This window comes from Leyella stercorea (assembly GCF_021531355.1).
Lineage (GTDB): Bacteria > Bacteroidota > Bacteroidia > Bacteroidales > Bacteroidaceae > Prevotella.
Window position 1 is genome coordinate 1 of the sequence record NZ_JADYTS010000019.1, and the last position, 23,067, is coordinate 23,067.

Annotated in this window: 17 protein-coding genes and 2 pseudogenes; 5 read left to right on the forward strand and 14 right to left on the reverse strand. The window is 49.6% G+C overall.

The window, feature by feature from the left end; genetic code table 11:
• Positions 1 to 424: 424 nt before the first annotated feature.
• The 3 genes from I6E38_RS06050 to dapF form a co-directional block, all read right to left on the reverse strand.
• Positions 425 to 2,614: a glutamine synthetase III family protein gene (locus I6E38_RS06050; RefSeq protein ID WP_235393103.1), complete on the reverse strand. Its 2,190-nt coding sequence runs from the start codon at positions 2,612 to 2,614 to the stop codon at positions 425 to 427.
• 154 nt (positions 2,615 to 2,768) lie between these two features.
• Positions 2,769 to 4,007 carry an LL-diaminopimelate aminotransferase gene (locus I6E38_RS06055; protein ID WP_235393104.1) on the reverse strand — a complete coding sequence of 413 codons (1,239 nt, stop codon included), beginning with the start codon at positions 4,005 to 4,007 and terminating at the stop codon, positions 2,769 to 2,771.
• Positions 4,008 to 4,248: 241 nt separating this feature from the next.
• A complete protein-coding gene (gene dapF, locus I6E38_RS06060; RefSeq protein WP_235393105.1) occupies positions 4,249 to 5,106 on the reverse strand; it encodes a diaminopimelate epimerase in 858 nt (285 codons plus the stop codon).
• A 329-nt stretch (positions 5,107 to 5,435) separates the two neighbouring features.
• Between dapF and I6E38_RS06065 the strand changes: the two are divergent.
• Positions 5,436 to 5,549: pseudogene (locus I6E38_RS06065) on the forward strand (hypothetical protein); the annotation flags it as partial.
• A gap of 193 nt (positions 5,550 to 5,742) precedes the next feature.
• Positions 5,743 to 7,407 (forward strand): asparagine synthase B, encoded by a 1,665-nt coding sequence (gene asnB, locus I6E38_RS06070; RefSeq protein ID WP_235393106.1) that lies wholly within the window; start codon positions 5,743 to 5,745, stop codon positions 7,405 to 7,407.
• A gap of 475 nt (positions 7,408 to 7,882) precedes the next feature.
• Here the strand turns inward: asnB and I6E38_RS06075 are convergent, their stop codons facing one another.
• Positions 7,883 to 9,061: a glycosyltransferase gene (locus I6E38_RS06075; protein WP_235393107.1), complete on the reverse strand. Its 1,179-nt coding sequence runs from the start codon at positions 9,059 to 9,061 to the stop codon at positions 7,883 to 7,885.
• A gap of 413 nt (positions 9,062 to 9,474) precedes the next feature.
• Here I6E38_RS06075 and I6E38_RS06080 point away from each other — a divergent pair, with 413 nt between their 5' ends.
• The 3 genes from I6E38_RS06080 to I6E38_RS06090 all read left to right on the forward strand — a co-directional run bounded on the left by I6E38_RS06080 (position 9,475) and on the right by I6E38_RS06090 (position 11,880).
• Entirely contained in the window at positions 9,475 to 10,422 is a 948-nt protein-coding gene (locus I6E38_RS06080; RefSeq protein WP_235393108.1) for a M23 family metallopeptidase, read from the forward strand.
• Positions 10,423 to 10,549: 127 nt separating this feature from the next.
• On the forward strand, positions 10,550 to 11,083 hold the full coding sequence (locus tag I6E38_RS06085; RefSeq protein WP_235393109.1) for a chromate transporter: 534 nt from the start codon (positions 10,550 to 10,552) through the stop codon (positions 11,081 to 11,083).
• 224 nt (positions 11,084 to 11,307) lie between these two features.
• Positions 11,308 to 11,880, forward strand: coding sequence for a chromate transporter (locus I6E38_RS06090; RefSeq protein WP_235393110.1), 573 nt, complete (start codon positions 11,308 to 11,310; stop codon positions 11,878 to 11,880).
• A gap of 1 nt (position 11,881) precedes the next feature.
• Here the strand turns inward: I6E38_RS06090 and rsmD are convergent, their stop codons facing one another.
• The 10 genes and pseudogenes from rsmD to I6E38_RS06140 form a co-directional block, all read right to left on the reverse strand.
• Positions 11,882 to 12,430, reverse strand: a complete 549-nt coding sequence (rsmD, locus tag I6E38_RS06095) for a 16S rRNA (guanine(966)-N(2))-methyltransferase RsmD (protein ID WP_235393111.1) — start codon at positions 12,428 to 12,430, stop codon at positions 11,882 to 11,884.
• Between the two features lie 15 nt (positions 12,431 to 12,445).
• Entirely contained in the window at positions 12,446 to 13,222 is a 777-nt protein-coding gene (locus tag I6E38_RS06100) for a DUF3822 family protein (RefSeq protein WP_235393112.1), read from the reverse strand.
• A gap of 29 nt (positions 13,223 to 13,251) precedes the next feature.
• Entirely contained in the window at positions 13,252 to 14,274 is a 1,023-nt protein-coding gene (locus I6E38_RS06105; protein ID WP_235393113.1) for a glycosyltransferase family protein, read from the reverse strand.
• Positions 14,275 to 14,315: 41 nt separating this feature from the next.
• Positions 14,316 to 16,415: pseudogene (gene recG / locus I6E38_RS06110) on the reverse strand (ATP-dependent DNA helicase RecG); the annotation flags it as partial.
• Between the two features lie 218 nt (positions 16,416 to 16,633).
• Entirely contained in the window at positions 16,634 to 17,302 is a 669-nt protein-coding gene (locus tag I6E38_RS06115) for a 2-C-methyl-D-erythritol 4-phosphate cytidylyltransferase (protein ID WP_235393115.1), read from the reverse strand.
• A 25-nt stretch (positions 17,303 to 17,327) separates the two neighbouring features.
• Complete coding sequence (locus I6E38_RS06120; RefSeq protein ID WP_235393134.1) at positions 17,328 to 17,879, reverse strand: DJ-1 family glyoxalase III; 552 nt, start codon at positions 17,877 to 17,879, stop codon at positions 17,328 to 17,330.
• 126 nt (positions 17,880 to 18,005) lie between these two features.
• Positions 18,006 to 18,809 (reverse strand): LicD family protein, encoded by an 804-nt coding sequence (locus tag I6E38_RS06125; protein WP_235393116.1) that lies wholly within the window; start codon positions 18,807 to 18,809, stop codon positions 18,006 to 18,008.
• A 45-nt stretch (positions 18,810 to 18,854) separates the two neighbouring features.
• Positions 18,855 to 20,222: a bifunctional cytidylyltransferase/SDR family oxidoreductase gene (locus tag I6E38_RS06130; RefSeq protein ID WP_235393117.1), complete on the reverse strand. Its 1,368-nt coding sequence runs from the start codon at positions 20,220 to 20,222 to the stop codon at positions 18,855 to 18,857.
• A gap of 633 nt (positions 20,223 to 20,855) precedes the next feature.
• On the reverse strand, positions 20,856 to 21,638 hold the full coding sequence (locus I6E38_RS06135) for a glycosyltransferase family 2 protein (RefSeq protein WP_235393118.1): 783 nt from the start codon (positions 21,636 to 21,638) through the stop codon (positions 20,856 to 20,858).
• Between the two features lie 24 nt (positions 21,639 to 21,662).
• The gene (locus I6E38_RS06140; protein ID WP_235393119.1) at positions 21,663 to 22,937 is read right to left on the reverse strand and encodes a glycosyltransferase family 4 protein; all 1,275 of its coding nucleotides are present in this window, start codon (positions 22,935 to 22,937) and stop codon (positions 21,663 to 21,665) included.
• Positions 22,938 to 23,067 lie beyond the last annotated feature (130 nt).

Consider the following 23,067-nt stretch of genomic DNA (forward strand, 5'->3'; position numbering starts at 1 on the left):
ACAAAGCTGTTTTTCTAATGGCGGTCATTAGAAAAAGCTTCTTGTCATTTTCTAATGACCGATTTGGGTTTATATTACCATTTGCATATTTCATACATATATACAATGCGTAAAGGATGAAAAGCTTGCATGCCTTATCGTAAAATAATGTTAATACATATTGGAATGATTAGCCATTTCTCAATAAGTATCCCGAGAAAAGTGTTTTTTTGCAAAAACATATTTTCAGAAATCATTTTTACAAAATGAAAATCGGCACATACACAAGCCTTTTGCTTGGTATGTGCCGAAACCATTTTTCACAAGAATAATACGGACTATGTCTTAGCAAAAAAAGCCGCGATAGACTTCACAGTCCGTCGCGGCTAAACTTAAACAACCAATAAAAGAAATAGATTGCTGTTAAGTTTTATTTTTATGATTTTTATCGGATGAACAGGAGTTCGCGATACTTAGGCAGAGTCCAGAGCTCGTCGGCAACGATAAGCTCGAGCTTGTCTATCTGATAACGTATCTCCTCCATCTTCGGAGCTACGGTGTCGTGATAGGCAATAGCCTTCTCGTGTTCGTCTTCAATCTTGTTGGCTACCTTGCGGGCATTGACCAGTTCCTCCACACCAGTCTCAATGATCTGTGTGCGTTCAGCCATCTCTTCGATAATCTTCTTGTTGCGTGAGGTCAGCTTGTCTGCCTTCTCGGCAGGGAAGATGTCGTACATGCTCTGTACGTTCTTGGCCAGACGGCTCTGATAGTGAGTGCATACGGGGATGATATGGTTCATAGAGAGGTCGCCGAATACACGTGCCTCAATCTGAATCTTCTTTGTATAAGTCTCCCACTTCACCTCGTTGCGTGCCTCAAGCTCCTTACGGCTCATCACGTTCTGGCCCTCAAACATCTTGATAGTAGCCTCGTCGAGATAGCGCTCGAAGATTTTCGGGCAAGAAGTCTCGCAGTCAAGACCGCGACGCTTAGCCTCCTCAACCCACTCGTCAGAGTAGCCGTTGCCATCGAAATGGATAGGCTTGCAGAACTTAACGTCCTCGCGGATAACGTCGAGTATTGCGCATATCTTGTCCTCGCCCTTCTCGATGAGAGCGTCAACACGCTGCTTGAAATCCTGCAGAGCCTCAGCCACAGCAGTATTCAGTACGATCATAGCCGAAGCACAGTTGGCTTCAGAACCTACAGCACGGAACTCGAAGCGGTTGCCGGTGAATGCGAACGGCGATGTACGGTTGCGGTCGGTATTGTCGACGAGCAGTTCAGGAATCTCAGGGATGTCGAGCTGCAGTCCCTGCTTGCCGGCGATGTCGAAGAGTTCGTCCTTTTCTGAGGTCTCGATGCGCGAGAGAATCTCAGTAAGCTGACGACCCAGGAACGACGAAATGATGGCAGGAGGAGCCTCGTTGGCACCAAGACGATGTGCATTGGTAGCGCTCATGATGCTCGCCTTGAGCAGTCCGTTGTGCTTGTATACCGCCATAAGGGTCTCAACGATGAACACGATGAAGCGGAGGTTGTCCATCGGGGTCTTGCCAGGACCGTGCAGCAGTACGCCGGTATCGGTAGCGAGACTCCAGTTCTCGTGTTTGCCCGAACCGTTGATGCCTGCGAACGGCTTCTCGTGCAACAGTACGCGGAAGCCATGATGACGAGCCACCTTCTTCATGAGCGACATGAGCAGCATGTTGTGGTCGATGGCAATGTTGGTCTCCTCGAAGATAGGAGCCAGCTCAAACTGGTTGGGTGCAACCTCGTTGTGGCGTGTCTTGCAGGGGATGCCCAGTTCGAGAGCCTGAATCTCCAAGTCCTTCATGAAAGCCTGCACGCGCTCGGGGATAGCACCGAAGTAGTGGTCGTCCATCTGCTGGTTCTTTGCAGAGTCGTGACCCATAAGTGTGCGTCCGGTAAGCATGAGGTCGGGACGTGCCGAGTACAGTCCTTCGTCAACGAGGAAGTACTCCTGCTCCCAACCGAGGTTAGAAATGACCTTCTTCACTTCCGGATAGAAGTAGTGGCAAACATCAGTGGCTGCTACATTCACAGCATGCAGCGAGCGCAGAAGCGGAGCCTTGTAGTCAAGAGCCTCGCCTGTATATGAGATGAAGATGGTAGGAATACACAGCGTATCGTCGATGATGAACACCGGCGAAGTTGGATCCCAAGCCGAATAGCCACGTGCCTCGAACGTGTTACGGATACCGCCGTTAGGGAACGAGCTGGCGTCAGGCTCCTGCTGTACGAGCAGTTTGCCCGAGAACTCCTCAATCATGCCGCCCTTACCGTCGTGTTCGATGAAGGCATCGTGCTTCTCGGCTGTGCCTTCGGTAAGCGGCTGGAACCAGTGTGTGTAGTGTGTCACACCGTTCTCGTCAGCCCACTGCTTGATGCCCTTAGCCACTGCATCGGCTATGGAGCGGTCAAGACGAGCACCGTTGTCGATAACATCGATGAGTTTCTCATACACGTCGCGCGGAAGATACTTGTACATCTTGGCGCGGTTGAAAACGTTCTTACCGAAGAACTCCGATGGACGTTCAATCGGTGCAATCACGTCGACGGGTTTCTTGTTGAAAGCGTCGGCTACAACCTCGAATCTCAAATTTGCCATTGTTGTTTCTTTCTTTTATGTTGTTTGTTTTTAGTTTTTACTGAGCCTTACTGGGCCTTCTTAAGGCTTACTGAGCCTTGCTGGGCCTTACTGGCCCTTCTTAGGCCTTTTTAAGCCTTGCTGAGCCAGGCTTAGAGGCTTTGATGGGGTATTCTTATGCTTTGCTGAGCCATTCCTTGATGCGTCGCATTGCTTCGTGGCAGTCGTCGCGGTCGCCGAAGGCTGTTAGTCGGACATATCCCTCGCCGCTCGGTCCGAAGCCTACGCCCGGTGTGCACACCACGCCTACAGCATAGAGCATCTGCTCGAAGAACTTCCACGAGTCGATACCGTCGGGAGTCTTCACCCACAGATACGGAGCATTGCGTCCGCCGAACACCTTGAAGCCCATCTGCGTGAGCTGTTCGTGCATGTAGTGGGCGTTGTTCATATAGTAGTCGATGGTGGCCTTCACCTGCTTCTTGCCCTCGGGCGTGTAGATGGCGGCTGCGGCACGCTGCGAGATGTAGCTTGTACCATTGAACTTGGTCGACTGCCGGCGGTCCCACAGATGGTTTAGCTCGACACGCTGCTTGCCGTCGAGCGTCACGGCTGTAATGTCCTTGGGAATGATGGTATATCCGCAACGTACACCGGTGAATCCGGCTGTCTTCGAATAGCTGCGGAACTCGATGGCACACTTGCGTGCTCCCTTTATCTCGTATATCGAGTGCGGTATGTTGTCGTCCTGGATATACGCCTCGTAAGCGGCATCATAGAATATGATAGTGTCGTTGTCGAGAGCGTACTTCACCCATTTCTTCAGTTCGTCCTTAGGCAATACTGTGCCCGTAGGATTGTTGGGATAGCACAGGTATATCATGTCGACACGATGGTCGGGTATCTGCGGCACGAAATTGTTGTCGGCTGTGCACGGCATATAGTTGACGTTGCTCCAGCGTCCGTTCTCAAGCACTCCGGCACGACCGCACATTACGTTCGAATCGATATATACCGGATAGATAGGGTCAGTCACTCCGATGGAGTTGTCCCAGCGTACTATCTCGCCAATGTTGCCCGTATCGCTCTTGGCTCCGTCGTTGACGAACACTTCGCTTGGGTCGATATGTATGCCTCGCGGTGCATAATCGTTCTTCACAATAGCCTCGCGCAGGAAGTCGTATCCGCGCTCAGGCCCGTATCCGTGAAACGATGCCTTTGTAGCCATCTCGTCGACGGCCTTGTGCATAGCCTCTATTACAGCCGGACAAAGCGGTTGTGTCACGTCTCCTATGCCGAGACTTATCACCCTAACCTGCGGGTGCGACACCTTGAAGGCATTCACCTTCTTGGCAATATCTGCAAACAAGTAGTTGTTTGAGAGCTTCAGGAAATGTTCGTTTACCAGTGCCATACCTGTTGAATTTTGAATTTTGAGTTTTGAATTTTGAATTATTCTCGGCTTACGCCTGCGATTTGGAGTTTTTGAATTTTGAATTGTCCTTATGGAATTTTGAATTTTGAGTTTTGAGTTAGGAATTGGTCGGCTGCGCCGATTTGAAATTGTTCAATGTTGAATTCACAATTCAATAACTCAAAAATGCCGTAGGCATAAATTCAAAACTCAAAATTCAAAATTCAAAATTGCCGAAGGCTTACGGCAGTTTCACTTCTCCTTCAAATGCGAACGCTGCCGGTCCGGTCATATATACATGTCCGTCCTGCTCGTTCCATTCTATGTGCAGTGTGCCGCCATCCATTGCAATGTCGCTTGTACGGCCTTTACGGTCGGTCAGTGCGGCTGCTACGGCTGTGGCGCAAGCGCCAGTGCCGCATGCCATCGTTATCCCGCTGCCACGCTCCCATACACGGGTGCGGATGGTGCCGTCGTCCATGAGCTGAGCAAACTCTATGTTGCAACGCTCGGGGAAGGCTGCGTCACGCTCCATGATGGAGCCGTATCGGGCTATGTCGAGAGTCTGGATGTCGTCGACAAAGCACACGAAATGGGGATTGCCCATCGACACGAAGGTGCCACGGAAGGTGCGGAAGTCGGCAGTGAGAGTATCGCCTGCCTTCTCGTCATACTGCTTCTCGTTGTGAAACACGGGCTGCAGCATGTCTACCGTGACGCTTTCCACCTTATTTATATTATGGTCTTCGTCGGCAAGATGCAGCTTCAGTATCTTCACTCCCGACAGCGTCTGCAGTCGTATGGAGGTTTTACTGGTGAGCCCTTTCTCGTACAGATACTTGCCAATGCATCGCGACGCGTTGCCGCACATCATGGCTTCCGATCCGTCGGCATTGAAAATGCGCATCGAGAAATCGGCTTCTACTCCTTCATCGGGCTTGCCTATCAATACAAGTCCGTCGCTGCCTATGCCAGTATGGTATTTGCTCCATGCTATTGCAGCCTTTGACGGGTCGGGAATGTTATACTTCTGCGTGTCTACATATATATAGTCATTGCCAGCCCCGTGCATCTTTGTGAACTTAACCGACTTTACCATTTTGTCTATCTTTTTACCTTAAAGAATTACTCTTTGTCCTTTACGTTTGCAAAATTACAACAATTTGCGCAATAGACAACAATATAATTACCACATTTTCGGGTTAATTATCTTTAAGTTTCTATTTGTAAGCATTCGATAGCGTTTTTCTTTCAAACTGAAAGTATTTCGTTTGTTTTAGTTTACAATTATGCACCCTAAATAATATTAAACTATTAAAATGCTACTTTTATATTGTTTTTGTTTGCTTTTTGTCGTAATTTTGCAGCGTGACAGTTACATAATGCAACGATAAACATAGAATAACCAATAAAAAGAAAGTTATATGAGTCACCTATATATTATATGTACTGGTAGACAAGACCATCGGAATGCGTGTCTGCCGACGCGTTGAAGAGGAAGGTCTCGACATATACGAGCACGGAGAGAGTGCCTACAACTAAATGTGTGGGGAGTTAGAAAATCAAGTAAATGTGCTGACCTAAAATAATGACTATTCTTTTGATCCTGGATGCCCTCTGCCTCGCGTGGCAGAGGGGCATCTTTGAATTTTAAAACGAATAGACAAGGGTCGTACGACATCAGGAAAATACACCCCCAAACAAACAGCAAAAACCAATAAAAGAAGACAAAAATATGTGTGGAATTGTATCTATTTTCAACCTTCGGGAGCAGACTCCCGAGTTGCGCCAAAAGGCTCTGCGCATGAGCCGTAAGATTCGTCATCGCGGTCCGGACTGGAGCGGTATATACTGCGGAGGTTCTGCCATTCTGGCTCACGAACGCCTGTCGATAGTCGATCCCGAATCGGGCGGACAGCCATTGTTCTCGCCCGACCGCCAGCAAGTGCTTGCCGTCAACGGCGAGATATACAACCATCAGGACATACGCGAGCGCTATAAGGGCAAATATGAGTTTCAGACGGGCAGCGACTGCGAGGTAATCCTCGCCCTGTATCGCGACAAGGGCATCGACTTCCTTGAAGACCTGAGCGGCATATTCGCCTTCGCCCTGTACGACCAGGAGCGCGACGAGTTTCTGATTGCACGCGATCCCATCGGTGTAATTCCCCTATACATAGGCTACGACAGCGACGGCACCGTGTTCGTTGCATCCGAACTGAAAGCCCTTGAGGGCGAGTGCGAAAGCTACGAACCATTCCTGCCGGGCCACTACTACTCAAGTCGCGAGGGCAAGATGACCCGCTACTACAAGCGCGACTGGTTCAACTACGAAGCCGTGAAAGACAACAAGGCGAGCGTCAGCGCCATCCACGATGCACTGGAGGACGCTGTGCGCCGCCAACTTATGAGCGATGTGCCCTACGGAGTACTGCTGTCGGGCGGACTCGACTCGTCTGTCATCTCGGCAATAGCCGAAAAATACTCCGAGCGACGCATCGAATCGGACGGCAAGGAACGTGCCTGGTGGCCACGCCTGCACTCGTTTGCCGTAGGACTGAAGGGTGCGCCCGACTTGGCTAAGGCACGGCTTGTGGCTGACTACATAGGAACGGTCCACCACGAGATAAACTACACCATTCAGGAGGGACTCGACGCCATACGCGACGTGATATACTTCATCGAGACCTACGACGTAACCACCGTGCGAGCCTCAACACCTATGTATCTGCTGGCACGTGTAATAAAGTCGATGGGCATAAAGATGGTGCTCTCTGGCGAGGGTGCCGACGAGATATTCGGAGGCTACCTGTACTTTCATAAAGCTCCCGACGCACGCGCTTTCCACGAAGAGACGGTGCGCAAGCTGTCCAAACTGCATCTGTACGACTGTCTGCGTGCCAACAAGAGTCTGTCGGCATGGGGAGTTGAGGGACGTGTGCCCTTCCTCGACAAGGAATTCCTTGACGTGGCTATGCGCACCAATCCCGAGGCAAAGATGTGCCCGGGCAAGACCATTGAGAAGAAGATTGTACGTGAGGCATTCGCAGACATGCTGCCCGAAGAGGTGGCATGGCGACAGAAGGAGCAGTTCAGCGACGGTGTGGGCTACTCGTGGATTGACACGTTGAAGCAGATAACAGAGCAGCAGGTGTCGGACGAGCAGATGGCTCATGCTGCCGAGCTATTCCCCATCAATCCGCCACGCTGCAAGGAGGAGTACTACTACCGCTCGATCTTCGAAGAACACTTCCCATCGGAGTCGGCTGCTCGCAGCGTGCCCAGCGTCCCGAGCGTAGCATGTTCTACCGCCGAAGCGCTGGCTTGGGACAAAGCGTTCCAAGGCAAGAACGACCCCAGCGGACGTGCAGTAGCAGGTGTACACGAGAATGCGTACTAAATAAATTTCAACATCTCAACACCTCAACACCACACTCGGGGCTTCGTCCCGACACAATATTTGCATTTCTGACCGCTCAAAACTGCGAGTTGAACGCACAAGGAAATCTTTGGCTCGAAATTCGTGAGTTTTGAGCGTATAAGACTATGTTGCTCATACACAACGTGTTAGCCCTAATACAACGTAGAACACGCTATGAGCAAGTGCAAAAAAACGTCCTTTTGATTTCAAATGGACTACATTTACAATGCAATAAGGGCTTCCTTGCACTCCAACTGTAGTCCTTTTGCATTGCAAAAGTAGTCCATTTGGAAAGCAAGGAAGCCCTAAATGAATAGTGAGGTGGTGTTTGACGCTGAAAAAACCGATAAAACCAGCGTCTGAAATCTCTAGAATCGATTTTTAAATTGTAAAAATTTTTTACTAACTGTACGATATTTGCATCAGTAAGCTCAGTTCTAATTACAATTTCCCACTACAACAAATCTATCCACATCTGACCTACTTTAGCAGGACTGTACTCAAGCGACTTCGCCACCACCTGATGGCGGAGTCGCTGCTTTTTGTCCTCATCAAGAGCAGCAAACTCAAGCATCTTATCGGCAAAGGCACGCACATCGCCCTTTGTAACAAGCCAGCCAGCAGAACCATCTGTGCCGACTATACTACGCACTCCTTCGCACATATCCATCGTTATCGGTACAACACCATGCGATTGTGCCTCAATTAGACACAATGGAAATCCCTCGTACTCTGACACAAGACACAATGCGGAAGCACGACGATAGTATTCGTCAGGACTTTTATAGCCCTCAAAACTAACACGAGGCAACCCCATAGCCAACGACTTCAACCGCTTTGCATCAGATCCGTCGCCTAAAATGACAAGATTCCAGTCGGGCAACTTGTCATAAACCATGCGCCAAGCATCAATCAATCGGTCAATACGCTTATCTTGAAACGACAGACGACCTACATAGAGAAATTCCTTACGTTTGTCATAACACAAGTTGACAGCAGGCTGCTGCATATTGGGAATAACATGCATATGCTCTACTTGCTCGGGGGTCAACTTCAAGTCGCGCACAATCTGGTCACGATAGCCGTCGCACAGAACCATATACTCTTCAAAATGATTTATATCCTTTTTATAGCGCTTGATATAACGACGTTCGAGAATATGTGTCATTTCATATCGTACATACTTAGTCAAGTAATACTTAAGAGCCTTACACAAGCTTTTACGACTATTCTCACGGGCAAGTTGACGCTTGCTAACCATCTCCCAATACGGTATGTTATGATTGGCATATATCGTCTTACATCTCATACGTCGCAGCTCATCAATGACATCATACTGACGCTGCATCACAAACACCACCGAACTGATGCCATTGGCACGTACACAATCAAGAATAAAACTCCAATCGCTACCCTTACCATTTGCTTCTGAAACTGGAGATTCTACCATATGAAAACGTTTGTCTGTTGCCAGATTGGCAGGCAATATATCAGGATACAACCTTGTCGCAAATACATATACCTCATACCCCCCACGCTTGAACAACTCATTGGCTATATCACATGTCACACGCTCAGCTCCGCCAACTGGAAACTCACCATGCACAAACGCCACCTTCTTAACTTCTTCCATAATATCTAACTAATTATTTGCAATGTTAGTACTAAAACAAATGCAAATTTAGCCTTAAACATCGGAATTAGCAAAGATATAAAACAGAGAATGCTGTATAAGGACAAATAACCATAAATTCTACCTGCCATTCGTTTGGTTGAGAATACACAAGCTATTGCGTATGACCTTATTAGCTACTATTAAAGGCTGAATAAGGGGGAAGAAATTGTTAAAGTTATTACAAAAACTGTTAACATTGAAAGGGTGTTGCAATATTATGCAATATTTTTAGTAACTTTGCATCGCAATTACAAAAATGCAACATCTGCATTGCAAATTACAAACCGAAGGTCGAACACGATTGTTAGTTCGACGATCACCTTTTGAAGGAATGATATACTCATTCTAATCTTAAATGCATCCTTAAAACAATGAATTTAAAGAAGACAATTAAGACATTAGCAATATCATTGTTCCTGGCTGTGGCTCCAAACCATGCCAGCGCACAAGACCTCATTGCAAGACAGGCTCCCGTTGACCGCAAGATGGCTGCCGTGGACACCATCATGCTGCGCAACATCACAATCAAGGAGGAAGCCGAATCGCCAGCTTCTGAGCTGTACGCCAACTGGGACAACAAATACGCTCACCGCGCCACAGAGCTGCCCGAGCACTTCAACATCGACCTGCGCCACTTCTGCATGCCCACCACAAGCCGCGTCATAACAAGTAATTTTGGCTCGCGATGGGGACGCCAGCATAAAGGTCTTGACATCAAAGTGTATATCGGTGACACAATACGCTCTGCTTTCTCAGGCAAGGTTCGCATTGTACGCTACGAAGGCGGCGGATATGGCAAGTATATCGTGATACGACATAACAACGGATTGGAGACCATCTACGGTCACCTCTCAAAACAACTCGTCGAGGAGAACCAGACAGTAAGAGCTGGTGAGGTTATCGGTCTCGGCGGCAACACCGGACGAAGCACCGGTTCGCACCTCCACTTCGAGACTCGTCTGTGTGGCGTTGCTCTCAACCCGGCATTGATGTTCGACTTCCGCGAACAAGACGTGACGGGCGACTACTACGCATTCAACCGCTCTACATACGACAGCGAATCGGCTACAGCTACTCGTCTGCGTGGTAAGCAGGATGGCTCTACGCTTGCAAGCAAAGACTCTGACAACGACTACGCTACAAACGACCGCACCACATCAGGTCTGGATGACCAGATACAGTATCACAAGGTGGTTAAGGGTGAGACACTGGAGAGCATCTCACGCAAGCGTGGCGTTACTATCGCACAGATTTGCAAGCTCAACCACATAACAAAGAAGATGAAGTTGCGTCCAGGACAGATCCTGCGCTACTCATAATCAAACCGAAATATTACCAAATTTATTATATTAGATTGAGCGCGCCAGAAGAAACAGTGATGTTTCGTTCTGGCGCAGTTTTTTTTATAAACATCTTCAATAAACAAACGGATAACCCTCATACACTATGCTGCTGAAATTTTTCATGACATGCAACAAGATTGGAGCGTTCACCCTCGGTGGCGGATATGCCATGATTCCGATTATGGAACGCGAGTTTGTAGACAAAAACCAATGGATGGACCGCCAGGAGTTTATGGACATTATGGTGGTGGCACAGACCACACCTGGCATCTTCGCCGTTGACATGGCGAGCCATATAGGCTACAAGCTGCGCGGCGTCTTGGGTGGAATCGTGGGTGCCGTAGGCATCGCCCTACCCTCTATCATCGCCATTATGATTATAGCCATGTTCTTCCATAACATCAAGGACAACCCTTGGGTGGAGAAGTTCTTCCGCGGAGTTCGCCCGGCTGTGGTGGCTCTGATTGCTGCACCTTGCTTCAAAATGGCTAAGACGGCTGGCATAACATGGCGCACCGTATGGATTCCGATAGTGTGCTGTCTGCTCATAGCCTTAGCAAATGTCTCACCTATATACCTTATCATCATAGCAGGCGTGGCAGGGTGGCTTCTTGGACGTTGCACGAAGTGGAATTAGGAGTTTTGAATTTTGAATGTTGAATTATTCTCGGCTTACGCCTGCGATTTTGAATTTTAGATTTTTAAATTTTGAGTTACTGTATTCGGCAATTCTAAATTCAAAATTGAATAATTCCTAATCGGCAAAGCCGATAATTCAAAACTCAAAATTCAAAATTCAAAATTGCCGCAGGCAACAATTCAAAACTCAAAATTCAAAATTCAAAACTCAAAACTCACAACATGATTTTTCTGAAACTCTTTATAGTCTTCACCAAGATAGGAACATTCAATTTCGGTGGCGGTTATGCCATGCTGTCGCTTATACACAACGAGGTGGTGGTGAAGAACGCATGGCTTAGCAATGCCGAGTTTACCGACATCGTGGCTATAAGCCAGTCGACACCAGGTCCTATCGGCATCAATGCGGCTACATACGCAGGATATGTGGCAGTACTGAATCAAGGCTATCCGGAATGGTTGGCAGCAGTAGGCTCAGTAATAGCGTCGCTGAGCATAATATGGCTGCCGTTTGTAATAATGATACTTATTTCGCGCTATCTCATCAACCACAAGGACTCGAAGATTGTAAAGGACATCTTCAAAGGCTTGCGCCCTACAATCGTAGGACTGATAGCTGCGGCTGCCGTGCTGCTTATGAACCAGGAGAACTTCGGCTCGCCAACCGACAATGCCGTCAACTTTGCCATAAGCATAGCACTCTTTGCCGCTACATTCTATTTCACCAAGTTCCGCAAGAGCAACCCCATACTCGTAATGCTCGTATGCGGACTCTTGGGACTCGTGATATTCTGATTTACTCCTCAACAGTCTCTGCTCTGAACAGCGAGAAGTTGACGCTGCCATAGGCACGATGTTCAATAAAGCCCGGCACATCGGAGAAGTCGTTCTTCTTGCCATGCTCGAATACAAGCAGTCCACCGGGTTTCAACATTCCCTTTTCAAGAATCAAGCGCGGAATGGTGGGCAGTTCGGGCAAGGCATAAGGTGGGTCGGCAAATATCAGGTCGAACTGCTGCTTGCACGTCTTTATGAATCTGAACACGTCGCCACGTATCAGTATGTTGTCGTTGGTGTCGAGCTTCTTCATACACTCGCGGATGAACGAAGCGTGGTCGCGGTCCATCTCAACACTCACCACGGGAGCACAGCCGCGCGACAGCAGTTCGAGCGAAATGCTACCCGTACCTGCAAAAAGGTCGAGAGCATTGGCTCCTTCCATGTCGACATAACCGTTTATTACATTAAAGATATTCTCCTTTGCGAAATCGGTTGTGGGACGCGCCTTAAACGAACGTGGAATGTCGAAATGGCGTCCCTTGTATATACCAGTTATTATTCTCATAGTCTTGTTTATATTTTAATGAACATGCTTTATGTTCTTGATAAAGCGTCCCAATTCCTTCACCAGCTGTTCAAGTCCGGCTATGTTGCCCGACAGACATAAGATGTCAGTGCGTTTCATTGCGAGCGTCTGCCATACATTAAGTATGTAGTAGGCTGCATCGGGAGCAAGCGTCGCGTCGAACGAATTGCAGAAGCGCACCCTACCCTTACGGAATGCGCAGATGTCAATGCGCTTGTCGTGGAAATAGCAGAACAATTTCTCCTGAAATCCTCCCCACGACTGCTGGCTGAACTGCACAAGTACGGGGGCAAGCAACGGCATGTACTGCACTCCACGGAAAGTTTCGCTCAAAACGAAGCGCAAATCACGGTTGACGGCATACGCTGCCACCACGCCGAGTTGCGCAATGGGATATATCAGCACCTCGTCCTGGCGCATGTTCGAATTGGTGTGGGCATAAAGCATAGCCACTGTGCGCTCGTCGAATTCCTCCTGTGGAATGAGCAGCAGCTGCGTGTCAATCACCACTAACACTTCATCGTAGAGCGACTCTGCCTGAGGCACAGCCGTCTGCACCACGTCGGTGTTGATTTCGCCCGAGAGTGGAGTGAGATGTGTGGGGCGCTTGGCTTGCGGCAGTCGACACTCAGTCAATGCCTGGCGCAGATTGGCAGCCACAGCAATGCCCGCCTTCATGTTGTACTGCTCGTAGTCGGTCTGTCCCTCGATGACTGTATTAGGGGCAGTAAACGTTATCGTAGTACGTGTTATGCGTATTGTCAGTTTCATAAGAGTAATTCTCTGTTATCAGTATTTTATCACCAATGCTTTGCCTTTCCGAATATCTTATGCAGTCTGTTGACCACCGAGCGGCGTATGTGTCCGAAATTGCCGTATCGCAGATTGAGCCACAACTCCTCCAATGAGCGTCCTGCCTTAATCCACGGATGTCCGTAGGCGTAGGTGCGATACACCTTGTTCTTGAACGCCACATCCTCCACCACATAACGCGGATGGCGTATGTTGGCTGTGTCGATGTCGAAACGCTGCATGGTGAACAGTCGGCGCAAGCGGCGTGGCATGGTCTGAAGCGAACCGGTGTAATGGGTCGACCCGTCGGTAGCACCGAGATTGTTTATCATATTGCGCGTTGGCATAATGGCGAGACCTGAATTGAGAAGCATCGACGACCAGAATATGGTCTCGTAATATGCCTTGCCCGACGCACGATGGTCGTAGCAGGCGTGCAACGTGTCGAGACAATAGCGACGCTGGTGCATAACGTCATTAAGCTGGCGCATTGCGTCGGGGTCGTCGAGAAAGGCGTAGGTCTCGTCCCATGTGTCGATGACGCGTCGCCATGATGCCCATCCCCATATAGAGAACACCGAGGTGAACATATAATCATAAGGACTGTCTACCTTCTCCTCAGGATTGAATCCTGCCACCATCCACACACGGTTGTCGTACTCGTAACGGTCGAGCATCTGCTTGCAGAACGGGAAGAACGACTGCGACGGCACGTCATCGTCTTCAAGCACGATGCACTTGTCTACAATCGAGAACGCCCACTTCTGCGATATATATTCCGAAGGGTCGCATCCGTAGTTGCGCTCCTGATATTTGCGAAGAACCTCACACTGCCAGTCGATATTTTCAACCACACGTCGGCATCCTTCAATGCCGGGCATATCGCGCTCGCCACGTGGTCCGTCCTGATAGAGGAACAGTCGTGAGGGTCGCGCCTTGCGCACTTCGTCGAACACCTTCTTGAGATGGTCGGGACGATTGAAGAACAGTATAAGTACGGCGACGTCGGTCTTGTATGGTTGTAGCGTCATAAGCGTAATGTTGATTATGTTAATGATTAAACATGTATTGTCTATGATATGGCTGCCCAGTTGACGTTGGTGTCGCGCAGCTGGCGCAAGCGGTTCCACAGCATTGCATATTGTGATGACGTGCAAGTGGGGTCGGCATCAATGATGCGCTGCGCCTCCTGTCGTGCCAATGCAACGAGCTGACCGTCGCGTGCTATATCGGCTATCTTCAGGTCGAACGCAATGCCACTCTGCTGCGTTCCCTCAAGGTCGCCGGGTCCGCGCAGTTTGAGGTCGGCTTCGGCTATACGGAATCCGTCGTTGGTCTGACACATTATGTCGATGCGCTTGCGCGTAACTTCCGACAGCTTGTATGTAGTGACGAGTATGCAATAACTCTGGTCGGCGCCACGTCCTACACGTCCGCGCAACTGATGCAGCTGCGACAGTCCGAAGCGTTGCGAGTCGAGTATCACCATCACCGAAGCGTTAGGCACATTAACGCCCACCTCAATAACGGTGGTTGCAACGAGTATCTGTGTCTCGCCACTTACAAACTTCTGCATCTCGGCATCCTTCTCCTTCGACTTCATCCTGCCGTGAACCTTGCTTATGCTGAACTCGGGGAAGATGTCGCACAGAGCAGCATATCCCTCTTCCAGATTCTTGAGGTCGCTCTTCTCGCTCTCGGTGATGAGCGGATAAACGATATATACCTGTCGTCCGAGACGTATCTGCTGACGTATGCCGTTGTAGAGCGACGTCATCTGGTTGTCAAACTTGTGTATGGTCTGCACCGGCTTGCGTCCAGGCGGCAACTCGTCGATGATGCTCACGTCGAGGTCGCCGTATATTGTCATGGCGAGAGTGCGCGGAATAGGCGTGGCGGTCATGACAAGGATGTGCGGCGGGTTCTCGCTCTTTGCCCACAAGCGTGCCCGCTGGGCTACTCCGAAGCGGTGTTGTTCGTCGATGACGGCAACGCCAAGACGCTGAAAGCGCACAGGATCTTCGAGTATGGCGTGTGTTCCGACGAGTATGCGCACATCGCCCGATATGAGTCCGTCGAGAACATTGGCGCGCTGCTTGCCCTTCACCATTCCCGTGAGCAGTTCGGTGCGTATGTCCATACCGTCAAGAAACTCGCGTATGGTGGCAAGATGCTGCTCTGCCAATATCTCGGTAGGCGCCATGATGCACGCCTGATAGCCGTTGCCAAGAGCAATGAGCATTGTCATAAGCGCCACAAGTGTCTTGCCAGAACCTACATCGCCTTGCAGCAGACGGTTCATCTGGCGACCCGAACGCATATCGTCGCGTATCTCGTGCATCACACGTTTCTGTGCACCGGTGAGTTCGAACTTGAGATTGTTGGCATAGAAGTCGTTGAACTCCTGCCCTACTTTGTTCAATATGTAGCCACGATACTTGCGACGATGGTCGCTGGCGTAGCGCAGAATGTTGAGCTGAACGTAGAACAGCTCTTCAAACTTGAGTCGTTCGCGCGCCTTCTTCATGTCCATAGCGTTGCGCGGATAGTGAACGCAACGCATGGCCTCATCGCGCGACATAAGATGCAGACGCTCCACGATAAAGGGCGGCAATGTTTCGGGCAATGGCGTGGCTATCTTCTGAAGCATCGTCTTGACCAGACGCTCTATGTTGCGCGACGACATGCCCGTCTTCTTCATCCGCTCGGTGGTGATATAGTAGGGTTGCATGCCCATCTCAGAGAGCTGCAAATCTTTAGCAAGGTCGATGTCGGGATGTGCTATCTGATAGCGTCCGCCGAATACCGACGGTCGTCCGAAGACTATATACTCCACACCCACCTTATAATTCTTGTATACGTATTGCGCACCCGAGAACCATACGAGATCCATCACGCCGTGGTCGTCGGTGAAGTGTGCCACGACACGCTTCTTGCGCGGTCCCATCTCAAACTCCTCAAACGACAGGATGTGTCCCTTTATCTGCACGAAGGGCATGTCGCTCGTCAACTCGCTGATGGCATATATGCGACTGCGGTCGACATATTTGTAAGGATAATACTCCAACAAGCCACCCCAGGTGCTCACCTCGAGTTCCTTCTTCAACAGCTCCTTGCGCTGCGGCCCGACACCGGGCAGATACATTATGTCTTGTGAGAGTATGTCCATCGCTTGTGCGAATTTTGAATTTTGAGTTTTGAATTAGGAATTATTCTCGGCTTCGCCAGTTGAAGAGTTTTGAATTTTGAGTTTGGAGTTAGGAATTATTCTCGGCTTACGCCTGCGATTGTGAATTGATGAATTTTGAGTTGAGCAATTCAAAATTGAACAATTCCTAATCGGCGTAGCCGACCCATTCAAAACTCAAAATTCAAAATTCAAAACTCGACTTATTGTTTGCAGAGGAACTCTGCAAACAATAAGTCGTAAGGCGTTGTGAGCTTTATATTCTCACGATTGCCGTCAACCATTGTTATCTTCATGCCGGCAGCCTCAGCCACCGATGCGTCGTCGGTGAAGTTATCACTGTATTCGGTATCGAATGCGTGCTTTATCTGCTGTATGTCGAACGTCTGCGGGGTCTGCACCGTGCGGTAGTTGTTGCGCTGAACGTTATGTCCGCCTTCATCGTCGACAAAACGCAGAGTGTCGGTGACGGGCAATACGGGCAGCGCTGCTCCATGCATACGTGCCGCCTCAAAGCATCGGGCTATTGTCTCCACCGATACAAAGGGACGCACACCGTCGTGAATACCAACAACACCTTGAGCATCGTCGGGCACGGCAGCAAGTCCGTTCTTTGATGAATGGAAGCGTGTTTCGCCTCCGTCTACTACAGTGTGCTCTACAGCAAATGCGTACTTACTGCACAGCTGTCGCCAATAGTCCTGCTGCAAGTGCGGCAGAACTACGATGATGCCCAACTGCGGGTTGTACTGATTGAAACGTTCTATGGTGCGCATTAGCACCGGTCGGCCATCAACTGGCAGAAACTGCTTTGGCAAATCGCCTCCCATACGCAATCCCTTGCCACCAGCCACTATGATGATGTAATCCAATGTTTAATGTTTAATTATTAATGATCTAACCTTCGTACATCATTCCCTTCTTCAGCGCCTCTGCCACACGCTCGCCCTTGAGCAGCGTCACAAGAGTATAGCCATATTCGAACGATGCACCAGGACCTTTGCCCGTAATGATATTGCCGTCAACTGTACAAAGAGCTGCTGTGTATTCAGCACCTTCGAGCTGGTCTTCAAAGCCCGGATAGCATGTAGCACGGCGGTCACGCAACAGTCCGAGATGACCCAAGACCATAGGTCCGGCACAGATAGCACCTACCAAACGTCCAGCCTCAGCCTGACGCATTACGGCATGGCGCACACCTTCGTGCTCATCGATGTTCTTTGCACCAGGCATTCCACCCGGAATGAGCAGCAGGTCGGCATCGGCAAAGTCGGCATCGGCAAACAGCATGTCGGCCTTCACCGTCACACCGTGAGCCGACTCCACCTCAATAGAGTCGCCAATGCTTACAGTCTTCACTTCCACACCGCTTCGGCGCAGTATGTCTACGGGAGCCAACGCCTCAATATCCTCAAATCCGTTGGCAAGAAATTCGTATGCTTTTGCCATATTATGTATGTTTACTAAAGGTTTTTCAGCCGTCTTTGTTTTTGGGCGCAACACTCCGAACGGGTCGGCTGTCTTCTCGTCTTCCTCGTCGCGCTTCTTCAAAGAATAAAAACGTGCCATATATGTTTACTGTTTAATTAGCTCGGGTAATATAAATACCGAGTGTATCTTCTGTTTCTCCTTGGGCGGTATCTGCATGTAGTCGCGGTAGAGGTCGTGCAGATAGGCATCGGTATTGGCTGGTGCCGAGAATCGTTTGCCCTCAAACTCTATCGTTCCCAACGGGAATATGGAGTCGCGACGGTGCATTATGCCGTAGCCGTTGTTGATGAGTATGTTCGACATGTATGTACCTGTGCGCTTGAAAGCGAAGGCTGCCTTCCACATCAGTTTGCAGAACTGGTAACGTGCGCCGAAGTAGAACAGCTCGGCTACAGCGCGCCACGAATACTGATGCGAATGATGCAGTATAGAATAGCAACGCGACATGTCCTTGCCATACTTGCGGCAGAACGCACGCGACACATTGGGATAGTCGATCATGGGGAAGATGTCGACAAACAGACCCTTGCTGTAGTCGAGCGAGAAGTCTTCATTGCCCTCTACGTAGAACGAGTTGAGGTCGCGCACCTTCATTATAGGCTCACGCGTGTTCTCGGTGTCGGGTGTCTGTAGACGCAATGTTGATGGCAACTCCTTGGGCGCCACTTCAGCAAAGCGACGTGCATCGTCCTGCGGCATAGCAATGTCGATGTCGTCGTCCCACGGAATGAATCCGCCGTGGCGTACAGCACCCAGCAACGAACCTCCGTCGAGCCAGTAGCTTATGTTGTGCTTGCGGCAGATACGGTCGATTTCTTCGAGAATGCCGAGCTGTTTGAGCTGACACGTGCGCAACTGCTGCTGCTTGAATTGTTCGAGATAGTTCATCTATCGTTGTTTTTACCCTTTTACTTTTTTACTCTTTTTACCTTTTTACTCTTTTACTCTTCTCACGTCAATCACCTGTCCGGTGCAGTCAGAAGCGAGAGTCTGCAGAGTAGCCTCAGCTACACGTTCGGGCATGAGCAGCGTATCGTCAGGTTCAATGCCGAAGTTGTGCTGACGCATAGGAGTCTTGGTGCGTTCGGGGTTTATACAGTTAATCTTGATGCCGTCGCCGTCCCACTCCTGCGCCACAGCCTGCACAAAGTTGACAATGGCAGCCTTGGTAGACGAGTAGATGCTGTAGAAGGCACGACCACGTGTGTAAGAGCTTGATGTGAAGAATATCAGCTTGCCCTCGGTCTGCTTCAGATAAGGATAAGCCTCAAGCGCCACATTCACCGTACCCATATAGTTGGTCTGCACGGCGTTCTGTATGGTCTGATAGTCCATAGTGGCAAGCGGCTCCTTGTTGAGCACACCAGCTGTACATATCACATAGTCGATATGGCCAGTCTGCTCGTGGGCATCGGTCATGGCACGCACCACATCCTCGCGCACGCCAATGTCGATATGATTTTCCGAACGCGAGTAAGAGAACACCTTGGCACCGTTCTCGTGCAGCATGTCCACCACACACTTGCCGATGCCGTAGCTTCCACCGAATACTACAGCCACCTTGTCGCGGAACACGTCATTGACATGTGCTATCGAGTCGGGCTCGGTATTCTTCAGTTGGAACAGTTTGTCGAGCATGTATGTATCCTCACGATATGTAAGCTTCATGTTGCTCTCTTCGCCACGCACCACGAATACGGGTTCGTCGGTATAGCGGCGCACAACGCCACAGTCGTCGGTGGTCTTGAACGCAGGGTCTTTCAGCGCACGTTCATAGGCTTCGGCTATGAGCTGACGGTCGAAAGCCTGCGGAGTCTGTCCGCGACGCAGACGTGAGCGGTCGGGGATGGATGTTATGTTGTCGTTGTCGTCAACTTCAATAATGGTGTCGGCAGAGGGTATTGCCACATCAATGGCACGATGGTCGGCAAGAGCGTCAATCACATCGTTGATGATGCGCTGGCTCACGAGCGGACGTACGGCATCGTGGAAGATGAGGTTCACGTCCTCGTTGTCGTAAGCCTGTATAGCCGAGAGTGACGAGTCGTAGCGCTCCTTGCCACCCTTGAGTATCTTCTTCACCTTATGCCACTTGTTGCGTAGCACGATGTTCTCGAAGTCGGCTATGAGCATAGGGTTCGACACGATGGCTATCTCGTCGATGCGGGAGTTGCGTTCAAACACGTCGACGGTGTGTTCAACCACCATCTTGCCCGCCACCTTGAAGAATTGCTTTGGGGTGGAAATGCCGAGGCGCGATCCTACGCCTCCTGCCAGTATGACGGCTATATTTCTTTTCATGCTTTGTGAATTTAGGGTTTCAAATAAATAGCTTATTCTTTCAGAACAAATCGGCGCTATTGTAGCTATCTGCGTGTCATACACAGACAATTATTGCATCTGCAAACTTACATAAATTTTCTGAGAAACGATTAATAATCGCTGCTTTATTGCGCATAAAACAAGTAATAATGGGAAATACACACAAAAAAAATACGGCATCACTCATCAACGAGCAACACCGTAAAGCCTATGTTTAACTAAAAATCCTTTTTTCTAAAGATGAATGAAGATTCTCACGAGTCCTCATTGTTTTCCTGTTAAACAATCGATAAAAATTTACCTTAAACCTAATAACTAAAAACCTAAATCTATTACTACTAACCTAAACAATCTATTAACCTTTTGACAATGCAAAGGTACTAACATTTTGTGACGTGACAAGCATTTACACTATGAATATGAATATTATCATAGTTTTATTGATTTACATCAACGTAACGTGTTCGAACACAGCTATATATTAACATATATCAACATATTTCATCTGAAAATCTGTAAGCAAATACGCCCGTTAAGTTACGATATAAAATCACTTAACGGGCGCAAAAATGCAAATATACGACAAGTACGGGTATCGTTTTAACACTTCTATCACTTCTTGAGCACGGCTCTTACCACAAACCATAAGTGCATACCTATGGTGAGGAGGAGTCCGTAGTGGCGGCGCATCACGTTGAAGCGCTCAATGAGCGAGGCACGATGGTTCTTGTTGGTCATGCCTCCGTCGAGATAGTTGACCACCACCTGCGGCAGACGCAGCAGCGCCAGATGCTCGCGCTCGGCACGCTTCATGATGCGTATGCACCAGTCGACATCAGCCGAGAAGCGGTAGCGCAGGTCGTAATGTTCGGCTTGGGCGAGGTCGGTACGTGCATAGAATGCTTGATGGCATACGAGCATGCCATGACGGAACGAACGCCACGTGAGATTGTCGGGCGGAGCAAGGCGGCGCGGATGCAACAAACGGCCATCATCGTCTACGATATTGGTGTCGCCATAGAGCACAGCTGGCAGTTTGCCGTCCGAACGGTTGTTTACGTCGATGGATATCTGCTCAAGCGTCTTGTCCGAAGGGAATACGTCGCCGGCATTGAGATACACAATATAGTCGCCCGTGGCACGGGCAAGACCCTTGTTCATTGCGTCGTACAGACCACGGTCGGGTTCGGACACGATGACAACTTCGTGCTCGGTCTCCTCTTCTTCGTTCTTGCGGCTATAGTCTTGCGCCATAGCCAGGGTGTTATCCTTTGATGCACCGTCTATGATGATGTGTTCAATCTGCGTCCACGACTGACTGAGAACGCTATCGAGCGTGCGGGCGAGAACAGCCGACGCATTGTAGGTGCATGTTATGACTGAAAATTTTATCATTGTTTTTGTTGGGTTGACTATTTATTAAACGATGTAGCGCTTCAGAGCTATCAGCTCGTTGTACACCTCTATATAGCGCATCGCCACACTCTGTCCGGAGTAGCAACGTGCCACCTTGCTGACGCATGCCGAACTGAGTTGGTCAGTGTCGGCCTCTTGCAGCACCCAGTTCATGCCAACAGCCAAATCGTTGCTATCCTTGAAGTTGGCTACATAGCCCGTACGGCGATGCTCTATCATTTCGGGTATGCCGCCCACACGGAATCCTACGCACGGCACTCCGCACGCCATAGCCTCCATTATGGTGTTTGGCAGATTGTCTTCGAGCGACGGCAGCACGTACATATCGGCAGAACGGTAGATGTCGACTATCTTGTGCTCGTCGCTGACGTAGCCGAGCGGATAAGCCTTCAGCGCCAAGCGGTCGCACACCAGTTGGGCGTTGCCGCCAAGCACAGCTACTGATGTATTGTCCTTAAGCTCTGGATGCTGCTTCACCAGACGGTCGATGGCGTCGATGAAGTATTCCATGCCCTTGCGTTCGTCGGTCACCTTCTGCGACACAAACAGTATGATGCGGCCCTCGGCAGGCAGTCCGACGTTCAGTCGAGCCGCCTTGCTGTCGGCAGGACAGAACACACGGGTGTCGATGGTGTTGGGCACCGACGTTACGCGCTGGCCTACGAACAATGCACTCTGCTTTGCCTGCTCCTCAAGCCATCGGCTGCATGTGACGAAGTGGATGTTGGAATTATGGTACAGGCGCTTCTTGCGCAGCCACACACGGCGCGAAAGGTCGTTGGTAGAACCACCTGCGGGCAGCAACTGACAGTTGTGGCATCCCGTACGGAATGCGCTGCAGGTGCAGGCATAGTGGCATATACCCGTGGCGGGCCAAAGGTCGTGCATGGTCCACACCACCGGTTTGCCACTGCGCAGTATCTTGCGGATGGAGCGTAGCGAGAGCATGCCTTGGTTTATCCAATTAAGGTGTATCACATCAGCTTCCTTAAACTCGGGCATGCTGGTTATGTCGGAGCCTGCATTGGCTATATCTATTTCGAAGAGATGTCGGCGTTGCAGGTGCAGGCGGAAGAATATAGTGAGACGTTCCCACAAAAAATGCAGTCGTATGAGTCTACCGTGTGGCAGTGGCACGACTGTTATCTGGTCAGTCTCCTTCTTGGCTACGAGCATCTTTGCCTTGACACCGTTGTTGTTGAGTGCCTCCATAAGGCGGTTGGCTGCTACTGCTGCGCCACCCGTCTTTTCGCTAGTGTTGACAATTAATACGCGCATATATTATTGGTTATTAATTAAGCAATTGCAAAAATACAAAAAAATGGCCGTAATCGCCACATTAACAATAAATTCATTCAAATTTGTCATATTGCCAATATTTTGCACTACCTTTGTACCCCAATTATGC

Bases quoted from the DNA above. Each gene is read 5' to 3' on its own strand.
- I6E38_RS06050 (WP_235393103.1), bottom strand. From the start codon at position 2,614: ATGGCAAATTTGAGATTCGAGGTTGTAGCCGACGCTTTCAACAAGAAA.
- I6E38_RS06055 (WP_235393104.1), bottom strand. From the start codon at position 4,007: ATGGCACTGGTAAACGAACATTTCCTGAAGCTCTCAAACAACTACTTG.
- dapF (WP_235393105.1), bottom strand. From the start codon at position 5,106: ATGGTAAAGTCGGTTAAGTTCACAAAGATGCACGGGGCTGGCAATGAC.
- asnB (WP_235393106.1), top strand. From the start codon at position 5,743: ATGTGTGGAATTGTATCTATTTTCAACCTTCGGGAGCAGACTCCCGAG.
- I6E38_RS06075 (WP_235393107.1), bottom strand. From the start codon at position 9,061: ATGGAAGAAGTTAAGAAGGTGGCGTTTGTGCATGGTGAGTTTCCAGTT.
- I6E38_RS06080 (WP_235393108.1), top strand. From the start codon at position 9,475: ATGAATTTAAAGAAGACAATTAAGACATTAGCAATATCATTGTTCCTG.
- I6E38_RS06085 (WP_235393109.1), top strand. From the start codon at position 10,550: ATGCTGCTGAAATTTTTCATGACATGCAACAAGATTGGAGCGTTCACC.
- I6E38_RS06090 (WP_235393110.1), top strand. From the start codon at position 11,308: ATGATTTTTCTGAAACTCTTTATAGTCTTCACCAAGATAGGAACATTC.
- rsmD (WP_235393111.1), bottom strand. From the start codon at position 12,430: ATGAGAATAATAACTGGTATATACAAGGGACGCCATTTCGACATTCCA.
- I6E38_RS06100 (WP_235393112.1), bottom strand. From the start codon at position 13,222: ATGAAACTGACAATACGCATAACACGTACTACGATAACGTTTACTGCC.
- I6E38_RS06105 (WP_235393113.1), bottom strand. From the start codon at position 14,274: ATGACGCTACAACCATACAAGACCGACGTCGCCGTACTTATACTGTTC.
- I6E38_RS06120 (WP_235393134.1), bottom strand. From the start codon at position 17,879: ATGGCAAAAGCATACGAATTTCTTGCCAACGGATTTGAGGATATTGAG.
- I6E38_RS06125 (WP_235393116.1), bottom strand. From the start codon at position 18,809: ATGAACTATCTCGAACAATTCAAGCAGCAGCAGTTGCGCACGTGTCAG.
- I6E38_RS06130 (WP_235393117.1), bottom strand. From the start codon at position 20,222: ATGAAAAGAAATATAGCCGTCATACTGGCAGGAGGCGTAGGATCGCGC.
- I6E38_RS06135 (WP_235393118.1), bottom strand. From the start codon at position 21,638: ATGATAAAATTTTCAGTCATAACATGCACCTACAATGCGTCGGCTGTT.
- I6E38_RS06140 (WP_235393119.1), bottom strand. From the start codon at position 22,937: ATGCGCGTATTAATTGTCAACACTAGCGAAAAGACGGGTGGCGCAGCA.